The organism is Dictyobacter formicarum, assembly GCF_016587435.1.
On the sequence record NZ_BNJJ01000019.1, the window covers coordinates 82,880 to 97,904 of the forward strand.

Here is a 15,025-nt window from a genome sequence, read left to right on the forward strand (position 1 = left end):
TGGGACGAGTGGCGGCAGAAGCATGGCGGATGGGTATAACACTTTCAATCGTCGATCATATTCATCTCTTGCCTGACACCTGGAGTGAGAAAGGACCGATTGAAACAGTGTAGGAGCATCGATATGATGCAACTCTCAATGTTGTCCCAACACATTCGATCTAAGGGTTGGACAAAGAGTATCACAGATTTACATTTAAATATTATCCTCATAAAAGTAGAAAGGGCTGGTTTTCTCGTTAGGAACAACGAGCAAGAATCCGGCCCTTTTGGTCTTTTTACTCCGGTATGGAGCGCTGGATGCTGGATAAAGAACGTATGCGCGCGATACTCGCATTTGTACCCTTTTTTCTCCTCTTGATTTTCCCGGTCACGTAGTGCGTTTTCTGGTTTGTACAACGTAGCAGCAGTCAATAAGTGTAGTGTAGGAGTGCCCAGGAAGGGAAAAAGACCCATTCTTCATACACTACTAGTTATACACAGAGAGGATGAACTATGGATCTGGTGAAGCGGTTAGAAGAATACCGGGACCGTGAGCGCGAGCTCATGTGGGAAGGGACCTTCGCGGAATACTTCGAGATAGCCTGTAAGAAGCCAGCGGTAGCTCGACTTTCTCATGAACGCATTTATCATATGATTACGGATGCGGGAGTAGAGACTACCCGCACAGGAGAGACGCGCTACAAATTTTTTAGTGATGAGATCTTTGGCATTGAGAAGCCTCTCCAGCAAATTGTTGACTACTTCCATTCAGCTGCCCAGCGTCTGGAGGTTCGTAAGCGCATACTTTTGCTGATGGGACCTGTTGGTGGCGGTAAGTCGACGATTGTCCACCTGATTAAGCGTGGCCTGGAAGCATATAGTCGTACACCAGAAGGTGCGATCTATGCGATTAAAGATTGTCCGATGCACGAAGAGCCCCTCCATTTGATTCCATATGAGCTACGTGGCGATGTGGAAAAAGAGTTTGGTATCTATATCGAGGGTGATCTGTGCCCCCATTGCCGCTATATGGTAGATAACCAGTATCGTGGCCGGATCGAAGAAGTTCCTTTGAAGCGTATTACGTTTAGTGAGAAGTATCGTGTCGGCGTGGGTACGTTTACACCTTCGGATCCCAAGAGCCAGGATATCAGTGAGCTGGTGGGCGGCATCGATTTGTCCACTATCGGCGAAGTGGGTGTTGAAAGTGATCCCCGTGCGTACCGTTTTGATGGTGAGCTCAACATTGCCAACCGTGGCTTGATGGAGTTCGTCGAGATGCTCAAAACGGACGAAAAGTTCCTTTATGTTCTCCTGACCCTGAGCCAGGAGCAGAATATTAAGACCGGGCGCTTCAGCATGATCTATGCTGATGAGGTGGTTGTGAGCCACACGAATGAACATGAGTATCAGGCGTTTGTTGGCAACAAGAAATCGGAAGCGTTGCAGGACCGCATTATTCTGGTGAAAGTTCCTTATAACCTGCGTGTCTCTGATGAAGTCAAAATTTACGAGAAGTTGCTCAAGCAAAGCGCTCTGCAAAATGTGCATATCGCTCCCTATACGTTGCGCATCGCCAGTATCTTTGCTCTTCTAACCCGTCTGGAGCCTTCGAAGAAAGCTGGTATGAGCTTGATGAAGAAGCTCAAACTCTATGACGGCGAAGACATGGAAGATTTTAAGCAGAAGGATGTGCGTGAGTTGCAGGACGAAGCGGTGCGCGAAGGTATGGATGGCATCTCCCCGCGTTATGTCATCAATCGCCTCTCCAATGCCTTGATCAAAAATAACGTTACTTATATCAGTCCTATTGATGCGCTACGCGCGCTGCGCGATGGCCTGGATCAACATACCAGCATTACCCGCGAAGAGCGTGAGCGCTACCTCAACTTTATCAGCGAGGCCCGTAAAGAGTATGATGAGATTGCCAAGAAGGAAGTCCAGCGCGCTTTCGTCTACTCCTATGAAGAGTCGGCCCGTACGATGCTGAATAATTACCTCGATAATGTGGAATCGTATTGCAACAAAACCAAGTTACGCGACCCCATCACCGATGAAGAGATGGAGCCTGATGAGCATCTGATGCGCTCAATTGAGGAGCAGATCGGGGTGTCGGAGAACGCCAAGCGTTCATTCCGCGAAGAGATCCTGATCCGCATTTCTTCGCTGGCCCGTAAAGGCATGACCTTTGACTATACCAGCCATGAGCGCTTGAAAGAGGCTATCGAGAAGAAGTTGTTTGCCGACCTGCGTGATGTCGTCAAGATTACGACCTCGACCCGTACTCCAGACAAAGAGCAGTTGCGGAAAATCAATGAAGTAATTGAGCGCCTGGTAGCCGAACAGGGCTACACCTATGAGAGCGCCAATGAGCTTCTCCGCTATACTGGCAGCCTCTTAAATCGGTAATCGCGTCTCACTCAGATGCAGGATGATCAGTGTGGAATGTGTAGGAAACCGTTGGTAGTTCAACGACGAGCTTCCAACGGTTGAACCGCCTTCCTCAGAGTTGTCTCATAGTAGCAAGGAGAAAATCATCCATGTCTGTCTCTCAACATGATTGGTCTTTGCACCGTAAAGGTCAGATCGACCAGGAGCGCCACAAAGAAAAGATTCGCGAAGCGGTCAAGAAGAATCTTGGCGATATTGTCAGCGAAGAAAGCATCATCCTCTCCGATGGCAAAAAGACTGTCCGTATCCCGATCCGCTCGCTTGAAGAATATAGTTTCCGCTATGATTTTGGTCGTCAGCAGCACGCCGGTCAGGGCAATGGCAAGAGTAAAGTAGGGGATGTCGTTGCGCAAGAGCCCAAGCAGGGTAAGGGTAAAAAAGGCGAGGCGGGCAAAGAAGCTGGTTATGATTACTATGAAGCCGAGATCTCAATGGAAGAGTTGGCGGCTCTCATCTTTGAAGATCTTGGATTGCCTAACTTAGAGCAGAAGCGGCAGCAGGAAATGCAGACCGAAGCGGTCCGTTTCACGGATGTCCGTAAAAAAGGGGCGATGGCCAACCTGGACAAGAAGCGCACGATCATGGAGAACATCAAGCGTAATGCAGCCAAAGGCGAGCCTGAGTTTAAGAATATTAAATCTGATGATCTGCGCTTCAAGGTCTGGGAACCTACCATTAAATATCAGTCTAATGCTGTTGTGATTGCCATGATGGACGTTTCAGGCTCAATGGGTGAATTCGAGAAGTATATTGCGCGCAGCTTCTACTTCTGGATGGTGCGTTTCTTGCGCACAAAATATAATAATGTGCGTATCGTTTTTATCAGCCACCATACTGAGGCCAAAGAGGTGACTGAAGACGAGTTCTTCCATAAGGGCGAGAGCGGTGGCACGCAGGTATCCTCGGCCTATGAACTGGCTCTACAAATTATTCAGGAGCGCTATAATCCGAACGATTGGAACATTTATCCTTTCCACTTCTCGGATGGAGATAATCTGCCCTGGGATAATGATCGCTGTGTGCAACTGGTTAATAAGCTGATGGAGCAGTGCAACATTTTCGGATATGGCGAGATCCGCGAGGGCCATTATCGTTCTCCCAGCACGCTTATGTCGGCTTACAACAAAATCAATGACAAGAAGTTTATTCCTGTTACCATATCGGATAAAAAAGAGGTCTATCCCGCGTTGCGCAAGTTCTTTGCTCAGCGTGATCCTGTGACAGGCAGGTAGATTCAGGAGGTTCTTGCATGAATAATGTTGCTCATAGCGACATTGAGCGCCTGCGCGATGGAATCGATGCGGCATGGGAAGAGGCCAAGAACTTTGGCCTCGATCCTTTTCCAACGCATTTCGAGTTGGTCCCTGCATCCATCATGTATGAATTCGCCTCCTATAGCCTTCCCGGACGCTTTAGCCACTGGACTCACGGTAAGGCGTTTCACCGACAGAAGATGCAGTATGACCTCGGGTTGAGCAAGATCTATGAGATGGTGGTGAACACAAATCCTAGCTATGCTTTCCTGATGGAGATGAACAATTTGCTGCAAAATACCTTTGTAGCTGCTCATGTCTTTGGCCATACCGACTTCTTTAAAAATAATGCTTACTTTCAGCATACGTCGCGCCGGATGATTGATAAGGCCAGTGTGCATGCTGAACGGATCGCTAAATACGAATTCGACCATGGTAAAGATGAGGTTGAGCGCTTCCTGGATGCTGTGCTCTCGATTCAGGAGCATGTTGACTATAATCTTTTGTTGCATGCAGATGAGCCTGCTGAGTCTGAGGAAAGCCATAAGCCGCCCAGTAGCGAATACGATGATTTGTGGGGATTGGAGGAGCGAGCTAAGAAGGCTGAAGAAGAGCGCGAGCGCCGACCAGGGAAGACGCCCAAATTTCCAGAGAAGCCTGAGAAAGATCTCTTGCTGTTTCTGAATCGCCACTCGCCGCATCTGGAACCCTGGCAACGAGACATTCTGGAGATTGTGCGTACTGAGATGCTCTACTTCATTCCACAGATGCAGACTAAGGTGATGAACGAGGGCTGGGCCTCCATCTGGCATTCGCGCATCATGCGAAAACTGGGTGATCGCTCAGTTATCTCGGATTCCGAGACGGTAGAGTTCGCGCAACTGCACTCCGGGGTGCTGACTCCTTCGCGCACCTCGCTCAATCCATATTATATCGGTTTTAAGATCTTTGAAGATATAGAGCGGCGTTGGGATAATCCAACCCGTGAGGAACAGGATCGGCTGGGTCGTAGGCCGGGACAGGGTCGCCAGAAGATCTTTGAGGTGCGCGAACTGGATAATGATGTCTCGTTCTTGCGCAATTATCTGACCGAGGACCTGGTTAAAGATCTGGACCTCTACCTTTACAAGAAAGAGGGCGATGAGTGGGTGGTCGCTGAAAAGAACTGGCAGAAGGTGCGCGATACCATTGTGGCCAATATGACCAACTTTGGCCATCCCTACCTGGTGGTCGATAATGGCGATTATCATGGCAATCGCGAGCTGTATCTAACCCATCTCTTCGAGGGCCAGGAACTAGATTTAAATTATGCCGAGAAGACCCTGCAGTATGTCTATATACTCTGGGGCCGTCCGGTGCACCTGGAGACCGTCTACGAAGGGAAGCGTATCCTGCTCACTTACGATGGCGAGCGCAACAGTAAGAGCACGCTGGAAAATAAATAGCGCTATGGGCGTGCTTCATTTCCATGCGCATTGGAATGGCGCGCCAGCCTGGGGGCGCAGACGCCCCCACTCTTTTTTCATGTTGGTGCAACAAATGCGCATTCACGCATTTGTTGCACCAACATGAAATCTCATTTTGAGCTCCGCAGGAGCGAAGCGTGAGGCAGAGAGACTGCGATGGCGATGGGAGCCAGGCACTCTCTTATGTGTTACGCTACTACCAGTAGCGTTCTTCTTTCCAGGGATTGGCCCGGTTGTGGTAGCCGCGCTGCTCCCAGAAGCCTGGGTGATCACGCTCCATGAATTCCAGGCCATCCAACCATTTGGCACTTTTATAGGCATATAGCTTGGGCACCAATAACCGGACTGGTCCGCCATGATCTGCTTCTAACGGTTGTCCATCATGTTTGAGGACAAACATTACATCATCGTCGTCCAGATTCTGCAATGGAAGGTTGGTGGTGTAGCCCGTCCATGAGTGCGCCATCACAAAATGGGCGTTAGGCAGCGGTTTGGCGCGCTGCAAAATCTCGCGGATATGTACCCCTTCCCAGGTATTATCGTAGCGGCTCCAGCTGGTAACGCAATGAAAATCCGACGTCATGGTGGTCCGGGGTAGCGCCAGAAATTCTTCCCAGCTTAACTCAAGCGGTTGCTCAACCATGCCACTGATCTTTAATTTCCAATCAGCAGGCATTCCATCCGGGGTGCGCTCATAGCTTAAGACCGGCCATTTCTTTGTCAGATATTGTCCAGGTGGCAGGCGATCCAGGCCATCTGGCCGTTTCTCCACCGACGTGGTCGATTTCTTGCCGAACAAATTCATGCCCAAACACTCCTTATTCAATCAGTATACAGCGATCATGTTATCATATCACTTGCTATTTACCATGACGACTACCAGGAAAATGGAGATGGTTACGCTTACAAAATTGAGTAGCATACGTTATTCTATTTTGTAAGAATAGATACGTTTTAGCCGGGCTATTTTTTCATTAGCTGCTAAAAACGTGCTGTATTGTTACTGAGAGCATTGTAGATGGCGTGATAGTTGTATATAGAATGATATCTCTGGCAAAGGTGGTTGTTTCTATGGCCCATTATTTTACACGCGAAGAGGCCGAGGCGCTCCTACCAGCGGTTTTACCCATCTTAAAGAGGATTCAGCGGGCTCGCCAGCAGATACAGCAGCTGGAGGAGGAGCTGATGATAGTTCAAGCACAGGCCATGAACAATGGTCATCATTTGCAGCAACACATTTTGCAGTTGCAGGAAAAGGTGATCCTACTAGCGGACATTTTGCGCGAGGCCGTGCTTGAACTGCAGCAATTTGACTGTGAGCTTAAAGATCCCGATACTGGACTGATCGATTTTTTGAGTTTGCGCGATGGGCAGGAAGTATATCTATGCTGGCGACTGGATGAAGAGCGTATCTTGTTCTGGCATCCCATTGAAGGCGGTTTTGCAGGCCGCCAACCATTGTAGTGTAGGATAAAAAAGATGACAACGTTGCGGGAGGCTTTGGCGCAGGGAGCACAGGTTCTGGCCCGGGCTGATATTCATGGAACACGGTTGGAAGCACAGGTGTTATTAGGCGAAGTGCTGGGGATGGACCGCTCGCGTTTGCTGGCATATCCTGAGCAGGTATTGACATGCGAGCAAGAGCAGCTCTATCACAGCTATCTTCAGCGGCGCAGCGCCCATGAGCCAGTGGCATATATTGTAGGCCATAAAGAGTTTTATGGCCTGGACTTTCTGGTGGATCAGAGGGTGCTTATTCCTCGCCCTGAAACGGAGTTACTGGTAGAGGCGGCCTTGCAAGAGATTGACCAGCGCCTCGCCAGAGGGATAACGCCAGTGGTAGCCGATGTAGGCACCGGCAGCGGCGCCATTCCAATCAGTGTGGTCGTTGCGGAGCCACGCCTTCCCTATATCTATGCCTGCGATATTTCTTCTGAGGCACTCGAAGTTACGCGTCTGAATAGCGAGCGTCATCATGTGACGGACCGCGTACGTTTATTAGAGGGAGATCTATTGGCGCCTCTTCCTGAAGTGGTGGATGTGTTGCTCGCCAATCTACCCTACGTTGGAGAGAATGAAAGTAGCGATATTAGTGTGGATGTACTGGGCTATGAGCCGCACCTGGCCCTGTTTAGTGGCCCACATGGGCTAGACCTCTTGTATCGATTCTGCAAAGATGCACATGCATCTGGTACGCTAAAAAAAGGAGGTGTGATGCTATTAGAGATCGGCTATCAACAATGCGAGCCGCTGACACGCCTTCTACGAGAGCTCTGGCCACAGGCCGCCATTCACTGCCAGAAAGACTATGCTGGCTGGGATCGTCTGGTACATGTTCGTCTGTAATGTGGGGATGCGAGCAGTGGGGGCGAGATCATGTTCCTAGCATGCTCGCCCACACCTACGAGCGAGGCGCGTATTTGCGTTTTCTTAAAGAGAGCCGTATAATCGAACGAATTGATGAACAGCAACGTCGCTGCTAATCGTCTAGTTATTACCACCATTTTAGGGGGCATATTCATGGTTCTGGCGAATGTCCTATATAGCCAGCCGCTCTTTTCGCTATTATCTACCTCTATTATCCATGCAGACCATCCGGATGTAAGTTTTGTTTTATTGCTGGCTGGCGCGATCTGCGCATTCGTACTATCGTATCTGCTGATCTTTGCGGTTTCTAAATTGAGTCAGCGTTACTCGCTGATTCGCAAGGTTGAGCCAGGGCGTAAACAAGATACGGTGCCGCGACTGGGGGGAGTACCTATCTTTCTCTCCTTTGTGATCTCGGCCTTACTCTTCTATATCCACAATCCAGATTTGCAGCAAAAAGAAATCATTATTTTCTGGCTCTTCCTGGTTGCTGCTACCTTGATTGTGGCGGTGCACGCATACGATGATGTCCGACCCCTGAAGCCGCTGCCCAAGTTGCTGGCCCAGACAATCGCGGTCATTATCGTCATGGGGCCTTTTATCAATGGCAAATTTAATGGCGTGCTGCTGTTCGGTTTTGGCAATCCATTTCAGTCTCTATCTACTGGCGTCGTGCCCTTTTACCATGGTACGACCGTCAATATTTTTATCAATAGCACTGATATTCGCTTACTGGCTATCCCGGCCGTTATCTTCACCTGGTTTTGGATGGTGGGGATGATGAATACAGTCAACCTGATTGATGGCCTGGATGGACTGGCTGGTGGTGTGGTCGCGATTACAGCTATTTTCATTGCTATCACCAGCTGGGTCCTGCAGCAATATACTATTGCTGTGCTGTGCGCCATCTTTGCCGGTGCCGTCCTGGGATTTCTGCCACATAACTGGAATCCAGCGAAAATATTTATGGGCGATAGCGGCTCACAGTTTCTAGGCCTGGCGCTGGCCGTCCTTTCAATCATGGGAGGGGCTAAGATTGCCCTGGCTCTGATGGTGCTGGGTGTCCCTATTCTGGATGTGGCGATTGTGATCATTAACCGTGTTCGCCGTGGCCAGCATCCGTTGCATTATGATCGCACCCATCTTCACTATCGCTTGCAGGCTACGGGCTTGAGCGTCAGGCAGATCTGCTATATCTTCTATGGGCTGACCATCCTCTTTGGTGTTCTGGCCCTCTCCTTTGGCCATTTCTTCAAGTTGATTGGTATTATCCTGGTTATGGTAACGATGGCTGGACTGATCGTCTGGATCGACTCGCGCCAGCAAAAACGCGGCTTGCCAATCAAACTGGACAAATCTGATCCCGGCACAAAGGGTCCGGTCAATGATGTGCCAACGACTGAAGACCCGGTCACAAGTGTCCCATATGATGATCATGAGCCTGGCCCCAATGGGGAGCCGATTGCCGAGCAACCAGAAAAGGTGGTTAATAGCGCTCCGTCGCGACCTCTTTCCTCATAGGTTTGGGCCTTGCGCCCGATTTATACGTAGGCCCACATAAACGCCTCCCGTAGGTTCGGGCCTATGATTTTTCATCTTTTAAGAAGGTATAAAAGACCTCTTCTATATCCCGCGTGCGGCGGGAGGGGGGAAGGGAATTTGGGGACTTGATCATGCTCGCCCAAACCCCGGCAGGAGGGGCGGCCAGCCCCTCCTGCACCTTCCCGCTTTATATCTGCTTTATTTGTTAAAGATTATGCGCCCGATTTGTTAATTGGGGACGCTGGTCAGAACCCGCCCGGTTTTATTTTCGACCTCTTCGTGGAGCAGGCGCTTCAAGAAATGGCCAGTATAAGATTTAGGATTCTCTGCGACCTCTTCGGGCGTGCCCTGGGCAATGATGCTACCACCGGCATCGCCACCTTCGGGTCCCAGATCGATCAACCAGTCGGCGCTTTTAATCACGTCCAGGTTGTGCTCGATGACAACGATGGTGTTACCAGCGTCCACCAGACGCTGCAGAACATCCAACAGTCGTTCCACATCGGCGAAGTGCAGCCCTGTCGTGGGCTCGTCCAGGATATACATGGTGCGTCCAGTGGCTCTACGAGACAGTTCGGTAGCCAGTTTGACGCGCTGGGCCTCACCACCTGATAATGTGGTGGCTGGCTGCCCTAAACGCATATAGCCCAGACCAACATCATACAATGTCTTCATTTTATTCTGGATGGATGGCACATTGGAGAAGAAGTCCAGGGCCTCTTCCACCGTCATGTCGAGTACATCTGAGATGGTTTTGCCTTTGTAATGGATCTCCAGCGCCTCGCGGTTGTACCGTTTGCCCTGACAGACATCACACGGAACGTAGACGTCTGGCAAGAAGTTCATCTCGATCTTGACGATACCCTCACCACGACAGGCCTCACAGCGTCCACCCTTGACGTTAAAGGAGAAGCGTCCAGCCTGGTAGCCACGTATTCTTGACTCTGGCACCTGGGAGAATAGTTCGCGAATGCTGGTAAAAGCGTTGGTATATGTGGCTGGATTAGAGCGCGGTGTGCGTCCAATCGGTGACTGGTCGATATCGATAACCTTGTCCAGGTATTCGAGCCCCTCAATACTATCGTGCTGACCAGGCTTGTTATGTGCACGGAAGAAGTGCTGCGAGAGCCTGCGATACAGGATATCGGTGATCAAGGTACTTTTACCGGAACCAGATACGCCTGTGATCGCCACAAACTTACCAAGCGGAATATCTACATCAACGTTTTTCAGGTTGTTTTCTTTGGCTCCCCGAATCGTCAGGTAGTTGCCATTGCCCGCACGGCGCTCCTGGGGCACCTCGATACGGCGTCGATGTGAGAGATAGTCGCCTGTAATCGAGTTGGTGTTGGCCACAATCTCGTCATAGGTACCGGCCGCTACCACGTGTCCACCATGTTCACCGGCACCGGGACCGATATCGATGATATAGTCGGCGGCTCGCATGGTATCTTCATCATGCTCAACCACCAGCAGTGTATTGCCCAGGTTGCGCAGCCGTTCCAGGGTTTGGATCAGCCGATTATTGTCCCTTTGGTGTAGACCGATGCTGGGCTCATCCAGGATATAGAGTACGCCCATCAGGCCAGAACCGATCTGGGTTGCCAGGCGAATACGTTGGGCCTCGCCGCCCGACAGACTGGTTGCTGAACGATCCAGGGTCAGATAATCCAGACCGACATCCAATAGGAACTGGATGCGTGCCCGAATCTCTTTTAAGATCTGGCGAGCGATAAAGCGATCACGCTCACTCAGGGTGCTCAGCAGCAAGGGACCTTTGGCAGGAATCGGCGTCAATGGATCACCAAGCAGAGAGCCGTTGCTGGTAGCTTTTTTATTGCGACCCTTACCTTTACCATTGGCAACTCCATGGGTGATCGGAGGCGTTACCTCGGCCGCGCCATTTTCAAGTTCATGAAAGAAGGCCTGTGCGCGCGAGATAGCCAGGCGCGTTACCTGCACAATGTTACGACCGCCTACCGTGACCGCCAGGGCCTCTGGTTTCAGGCGTGCCCCTCGACAATCCGGGCAGAGGCGGGCCGACATGTAGTGCTCGATGTCTTCGCGTACACCCTCGCTCTCGGTCTGCTTATAACGGCGATCCAGGTTAGGAATAACCCCTTCAAAGTTGGTTGTATAGGTTTTGGTATGACCATGCTGTGGCGTATAGCGAATACTCAGAGGCTCATCATCCCCATAGAGTAGCTTCTGCTGAACATCGGTGCTCAACTCTTTCCATGGTTGATTGAGATCAAAGTTATGGCGCCGGGCCAGAGCCTCCAATGTGGCCATATACCACTGGCTACCATTGACTACTTTACTCCATGGCGCGATAGCCCCTTGCAGGATGCTCAAATCAGGATTGGTCACAATCAGCTCGGTGTCGATCTCTAATTGCGTTCCCAGTCCTGTACAGGTGGGGCAGGCGCCGTGTGGACTATTAAAGCTAAAGGTACGAGGAGCAATCTCTGGCAGGCTGATACCACAATAGGCGCAGGAGGCCTTTTCGGAAAACAGGATCTCCTCGCCATCCACTACCGCTACCAGCACCACTCCATTGCCCAGCTTCAACGTGGTCTCCAGCGAATCTGAGAGACGCTGTCGAAAAGCAGGATCTACTTCTTCATGCAGGATGGCTGGAATAGCTGGTTCGGCAATCCCGCTCTCATCTATGTGCGACTCTTTTGCAGCATTTACCTCGTAGAGAGCAGCCGGTTCCGCAACTTTTTTCAGGGGAGCACTGCCATTCAACCCCTCTTCCGCCTGTTTTTTCTGTTTGCGGATTATCAGGCGATCCACCACCACCTCAATGGTATGTTTCTTCTGTTTATCCAGCTCGATTTCGTCGCTTAGATCCAGAATCTTGCCATCTACACGCACACGGACGTAGCCTGAACGGCGCATTTCTTCAAAGATATTTTTATACTCACCTTTACGCCCCTGAACCAGGGGAGCGAGTAACAGGATGCGTGAACTGTCAGGCAGGCTCAGGACCGCATCGACAATTTGTTGTAGAGTTTGCTGGCTTACTTCTCGTCCGCACTGAGGACAGTGTTGATGTCCAATACGTGCATAGAGCAAGCGCAGGTAATCATAGATCTCAGTGACGGTGCCCACTGTCGAACGAGGGTTATGTGAGGCCCCCTTCTGATCAATGGAGATAGCCGGGGAAAGCCCATCGATATGTTCTACATCGGGCTTGTCCATTTTATCCAGGAACTGGCGCGCATAAGCTGAGAGGGACTCAACATAGCGGCGCTGTCCTTCAGCAAAAATAGTGTCGAATGCCAGGCTACTTTTACCTGAACCGGACAGGCCCGTAATGACTACGAGTTGATCGCGGGGAATGATCACATCGATATTCTTCAGGTTGTGCTCGCGGGCACCACGAATCACGATCTTATCTTGGGGCATATTTTTAATCCACCCGTTACTAACTGATTATTTCATGGGCGTTAATACAAACAAACGTTCCATATACACTACTATACTTGTTCCATTGACGTCAAGTGGTCCTGAAATAGGTCATAGGTAGGAAAAAGGCTGCATAGAACGGATGGTATGTTCGTAGCGCATAATGCCAGGCGAATACTGGATGTACAAACACCTCTTCCACATATCCCACTCATAAAAGAAAACAAATTTGACGATGGCTCTATTCCCTGCCACTCTGCATGTGCAGAAACTGGTAGCGATATCAATGCTATATCAGAAAGAACGGGAAGAGTGATCGAGCGAGCGACCACTCTTCCCGTTCTCATTTGCGGGTGAAATCAATCGTTGCTATAATTGTTAACATCAGTGCCCGGTCGCACTGACGACATCACGCATCCCCGCCCACTCCCGCCAGATATCAGTCATACAATCCCAGTGTAAGGTATCATGATCAATGTGTGAAAGGCGAAAGAAGATGCCATAGCGAATGAAAGGCGATGTGTTGGCCGCGATGCTATGAGCGAGCTGATAATGTACCAATACAGCGTCGCCAGCTCTGGCTGTGACCTGCTGAGGTTCTGGCAAAGGTGTGTCCGGCATTCCCTGCAGCAGACTTTGCGGTGTGTGGGTACGGAAGTATTGCTCATAGAGGCGGTGCGTCCCTGGCCAGACCGTAAAGTTGCCCATGAAGGACTGTGGAATATCGCTCAGAAAGACGCCGAACAGGGCCGTAAAATTACCGATTATCCCTTCTTTCACTCCATTGAGGGGGTATGCATCCCATCAAGATGAGGGTTACCTACACGAGCTGGACCATCTTGTGGAAAGCGCAGGGCGATCTGACCGGAGTGTACTGGTTTAATGTGTCCCTGGCCAATCGCTGACTCGGCCACGCTCCAGAGCGGTGAAGAGTTGAGCAGACCTGTAATGGCCTCAGAATCTTGTATTTCCGGACAATAAGAACGTGAGCGCAGCGTTGGTAGTTGGGCCGGATCGATTCCCCTGGATCCCAGCGATGTATTGATTGCACGTAATGCATTATGCACCAATGGCGTCGGAATAATACCCGGTAGCTTAACAAAGCCCTGTTCAAAGAAATTTTGTTTTTGCTGACTGGTCAATTCCATTGTGAGCGGCTCCTTTATTGAAAGTATCTACCATACTAGAATGGACGCGCTACATGCGATATTTCTTTAGAAAATGTCTGAAGTCCATTACAATGAGAAATAAAGCGCGCCCGTACGCACGCCCGCACCCGTTGTAATTGGTGGTGCAGAAAATGTGCATAGTACATTTTCTGCACCACCAATTACAACCGTTTTGAGCACCGAAGGTGCGAATCGTCAGGGGCCGAAGGCGCGAAAAGATGGCATTCAGACACACTCTTAAGCCTACCATAAATTAGTCGCAATTTGTTGTGGTAGCGGAAAAAATGTATAATAAATGTATATTTCATCCAGCGTTTAGTTAAAATGCTAGCTTTTTTAAACAAATTGCCAACTCCCTTGTGCACAACCAGAGCGCTCGAAGTTGGTATACTTAATTACAGAGGTGCAGGTGTGGACGTATTTGATATGGAGGTCAAGTTTAGAGGGCATATATAATAAAGATGGGCGTTGCTGAAAGCCGTCTGGTTTAAGCGAGCGACCAATTGATGGTTTTCATTCAAATACTGTTCCATATACGCTGCAATGACAAGGTGAATGGTTTGAAAGACAAAAAAGAACTCAACAAACAACATCGCCTCATACGCGAGATTATCGAGACGGTTATTCTCACAATCTTGATGTTTGTTATCATTAACCTGGCCGTACAAAACTATGATGTTGATGGTCCCAGTATGGAACCAAGCTTGCATAATAAAGAGCGGATCATGGTAGATAAAGTCTCATACCATCTGCATAATCCAGCCCGTGGAGATGTAGTTGTGTTTGTGGCTCCGCCAGATCCATCTTTGAACTATGTCAAGCGTATTATTGGTATTCCCGGTGATGTGATTACCATCCAGGGCACAACCGTTAAGATCAATAATACGGCCTTACAGGAGACATATGTTGATCCCTCGTACCAGGGAAATCCTTATCAGCCAATCATAAACAGAGTTGTGCCCAAAGACCAGTATTTTGTCATGGGTGATGACCGCAAAAATAGTTCTGATTCCCGTTTATGGGGGTTTGTGCCGCGCCAGAACATCATTGGGCGGGCGGCTCTCGTTTACTGGCCATTAAACGATGGGAATAGCGGTTTCTTGCCCGACGTGTCTGCTGTATTTGCGCACGTTTCAGCCAATGCTTCCAAGGCAGATAACTTACCCGGCAACGTTCCCCTGGAAAATAGTACTTTTGGGGAGGAAGGAGTGATATTTTTCGCTATACCTGGAGTTTTCCTGGTATGCTCAAGGTATAAAAAGAAACGTTGACATAGCGTGCACCATAATAAAATAAAAACATCCTGATGCGTAGCATACCATTCATTTGGATGAGCGGAGCCGCCTGGAAAACCAGTGCCGTTTCTGGAAACTGAGTCATTC

Annotated in this window: 11 protein-coding genes; 7 read left to right on the plus strand and 4 right to left on the minus strand. The window is 49.8% G+C overall.

The window, feature by feature from the left end:
• Window positions 1-494 precede the first annotated feature (494 nt).
• The 3 genes from JMI88_RS28370 (at window position 495) to JMI88_RS28380 (ending at window position 5,130) form a co-directional block, all read left to right on the plus strand.
• Complete coding sequence (locus JMI88_RS28370; RefSeq protein WP_201365321.1) at window positions 495-2,390, plus strand: PrkA family serine protein kinase; 1,896 nt, start codon at window positions 495-497, stop codon at window positions 2,388-2,390.
• A 131-nt stretch (window positions 2,391-2,521) separates the two neighbouring features.
• A complete protein-coding gene (gene yhbH, locus JMI88_RS28375) occupies window positions 2,522-3,664 on the plus strand; it encodes a sporulation protein YhbH (RefSeq protein WP_201365322.1) in 1,143 nt (380 codons plus the stop codon).
• A 17-nt stretch (window positions 3,665-3,681) separates the two neighbouring features.
• Complete coding sequence (locus JMI88_RS28380) at window positions 3,682-5,130, plus strand: SpoVR family protein (RefSeq protein WP_201365323.1); 1,449 nt, start codon at window positions 3,682-3,684, stop codon at window positions 5,128-5,130.
• 217 nt (window positions 5,131-5,347) lie between these two features.
• On the opposite strand, the gene JMI88_RS28385 is transcribed toward JMI88_RS28380, so the two are convergent.
• Window positions 5,348-5,956 carry a sulfite oxidase-like oxidoreductase gene (locus JMI88_RS28385; protein ID WP_201365324.1) on the minus strand — a complete coding sequence of 203 codons (609 nt, stop codon included), beginning with the start codon at window positions 5,954-5,956 and terminating at the stop codon, window positions 5,348-5,350.
• A 266-nt stretch (window positions 5,957-6,222) separates the two neighbouring features.
• Here JMI88_RS28385 and JMI88_RS28390 point away from each other — a divergent pair, with 266 nt between their 5' ends.
• From JMI88_RS28390 to JMI88_RS28400, 3 genes are all read left to right on the plus strand, one after another.
• Window positions 6,223-6,615, plus strand: coding sequence for a DUF2203 domain-containing protein (locus JMI88_RS28390; protein ID WP_201365325.1), 393 nt, complete (start codon window positions 6,223-6,225; stop codon window positions 6,613-6,615).
• Between the two features lie 15 nt (window positions 6,616-6,630).
• Window positions 6,631-7,497, plus strand: coding sequence for a peptide chain release factor N(5)-glutamine methyltransferase (prmC, locus tag JMI88_RS28395; RefSeq protein ID WP_201365326.1), 867 nt, complete (start codon window positions 6,631-6,633; stop codon window positions 7,495-7,497).
• Window positions 7,498-7,671: 174 nt separating this feature from the next.
• Entirely contained in the window at window positions 7,672-9,039 is a 1,368-nt protein-coding gene (locus tag JMI88_RS28400) for a glycosyltransferase family 4 protein (protein WP_201365327.1), read from the plus strand.
• Between the two features lie 249 nt (window positions 9,040-9,288).
• Here JMI88_RS28400 and uvrA read toward each other — a convergent pair whose 3' ends face one another.
• The 3 genes from uvrA to JMI88_RS28415 form a co-directional block, all read right to left on the minus strand.
• Window positions 9,289-12,474 carry an excinuclease ABC subunit UvrA gene (uvrA, locus tag JMI88_RS28405; RefSeq protein WP_201365328.1) on the minus strand — a complete coding sequence of 1,062 codons (3,186 nt, stop codon included), beginning with the start codon at window positions 12,472-12,474 and terminating at the stop codon, window positions 9,289-9,291.
• Window positions 12,475-12,858: 384 nt separating this feature from the next.
• Window positions 12,859-13,254 carry a phytanoyl-CoA dioxygenase family protein gene (locus JMI88_RS28410; RefSeq protein WP_201365329.1) on the minus strand — a complete coding sequence of 132 codons (396 nt, stop codon included), beginning with the start codon at window positions 13,252-13,254 and terminating at the stop codon, window positions 12,859-12,861.
• Window positions 13,251-13,622, minus strand: coding sequence for a hypothetical protein (locus JMI88_RS28415; protein ID WP_201365330.1), 372 nt, complete (start codon window positions 13,620-13,622; stop codon window positions 13,251-13,253). The genes JMI88_RS28410 and JMI88_RS28415 overlap by 4 nt, the downstream gene beginning before the upstream one ends.
• Before the next feature lie 581 nt (window positions 13,623-14,203).
• Here JMI88_RS28415 and lepB point away from each other — a divergent pair.
• The gene (gene lepB / locus JMI88_RS28420) at window positions 14,204-14,914 is read left to right on the plus strand and encodes a signal peptidase I (RefSeq protein ID WP_236023106.1); all 711 of its coding nucleotides are present in this window, start codon (window positions 14,204-14,206) and stop codon (window positions 14,912-14,914) included.
• Window positions 14,915-15,025 lie beyond the last annotated feature (111 nt).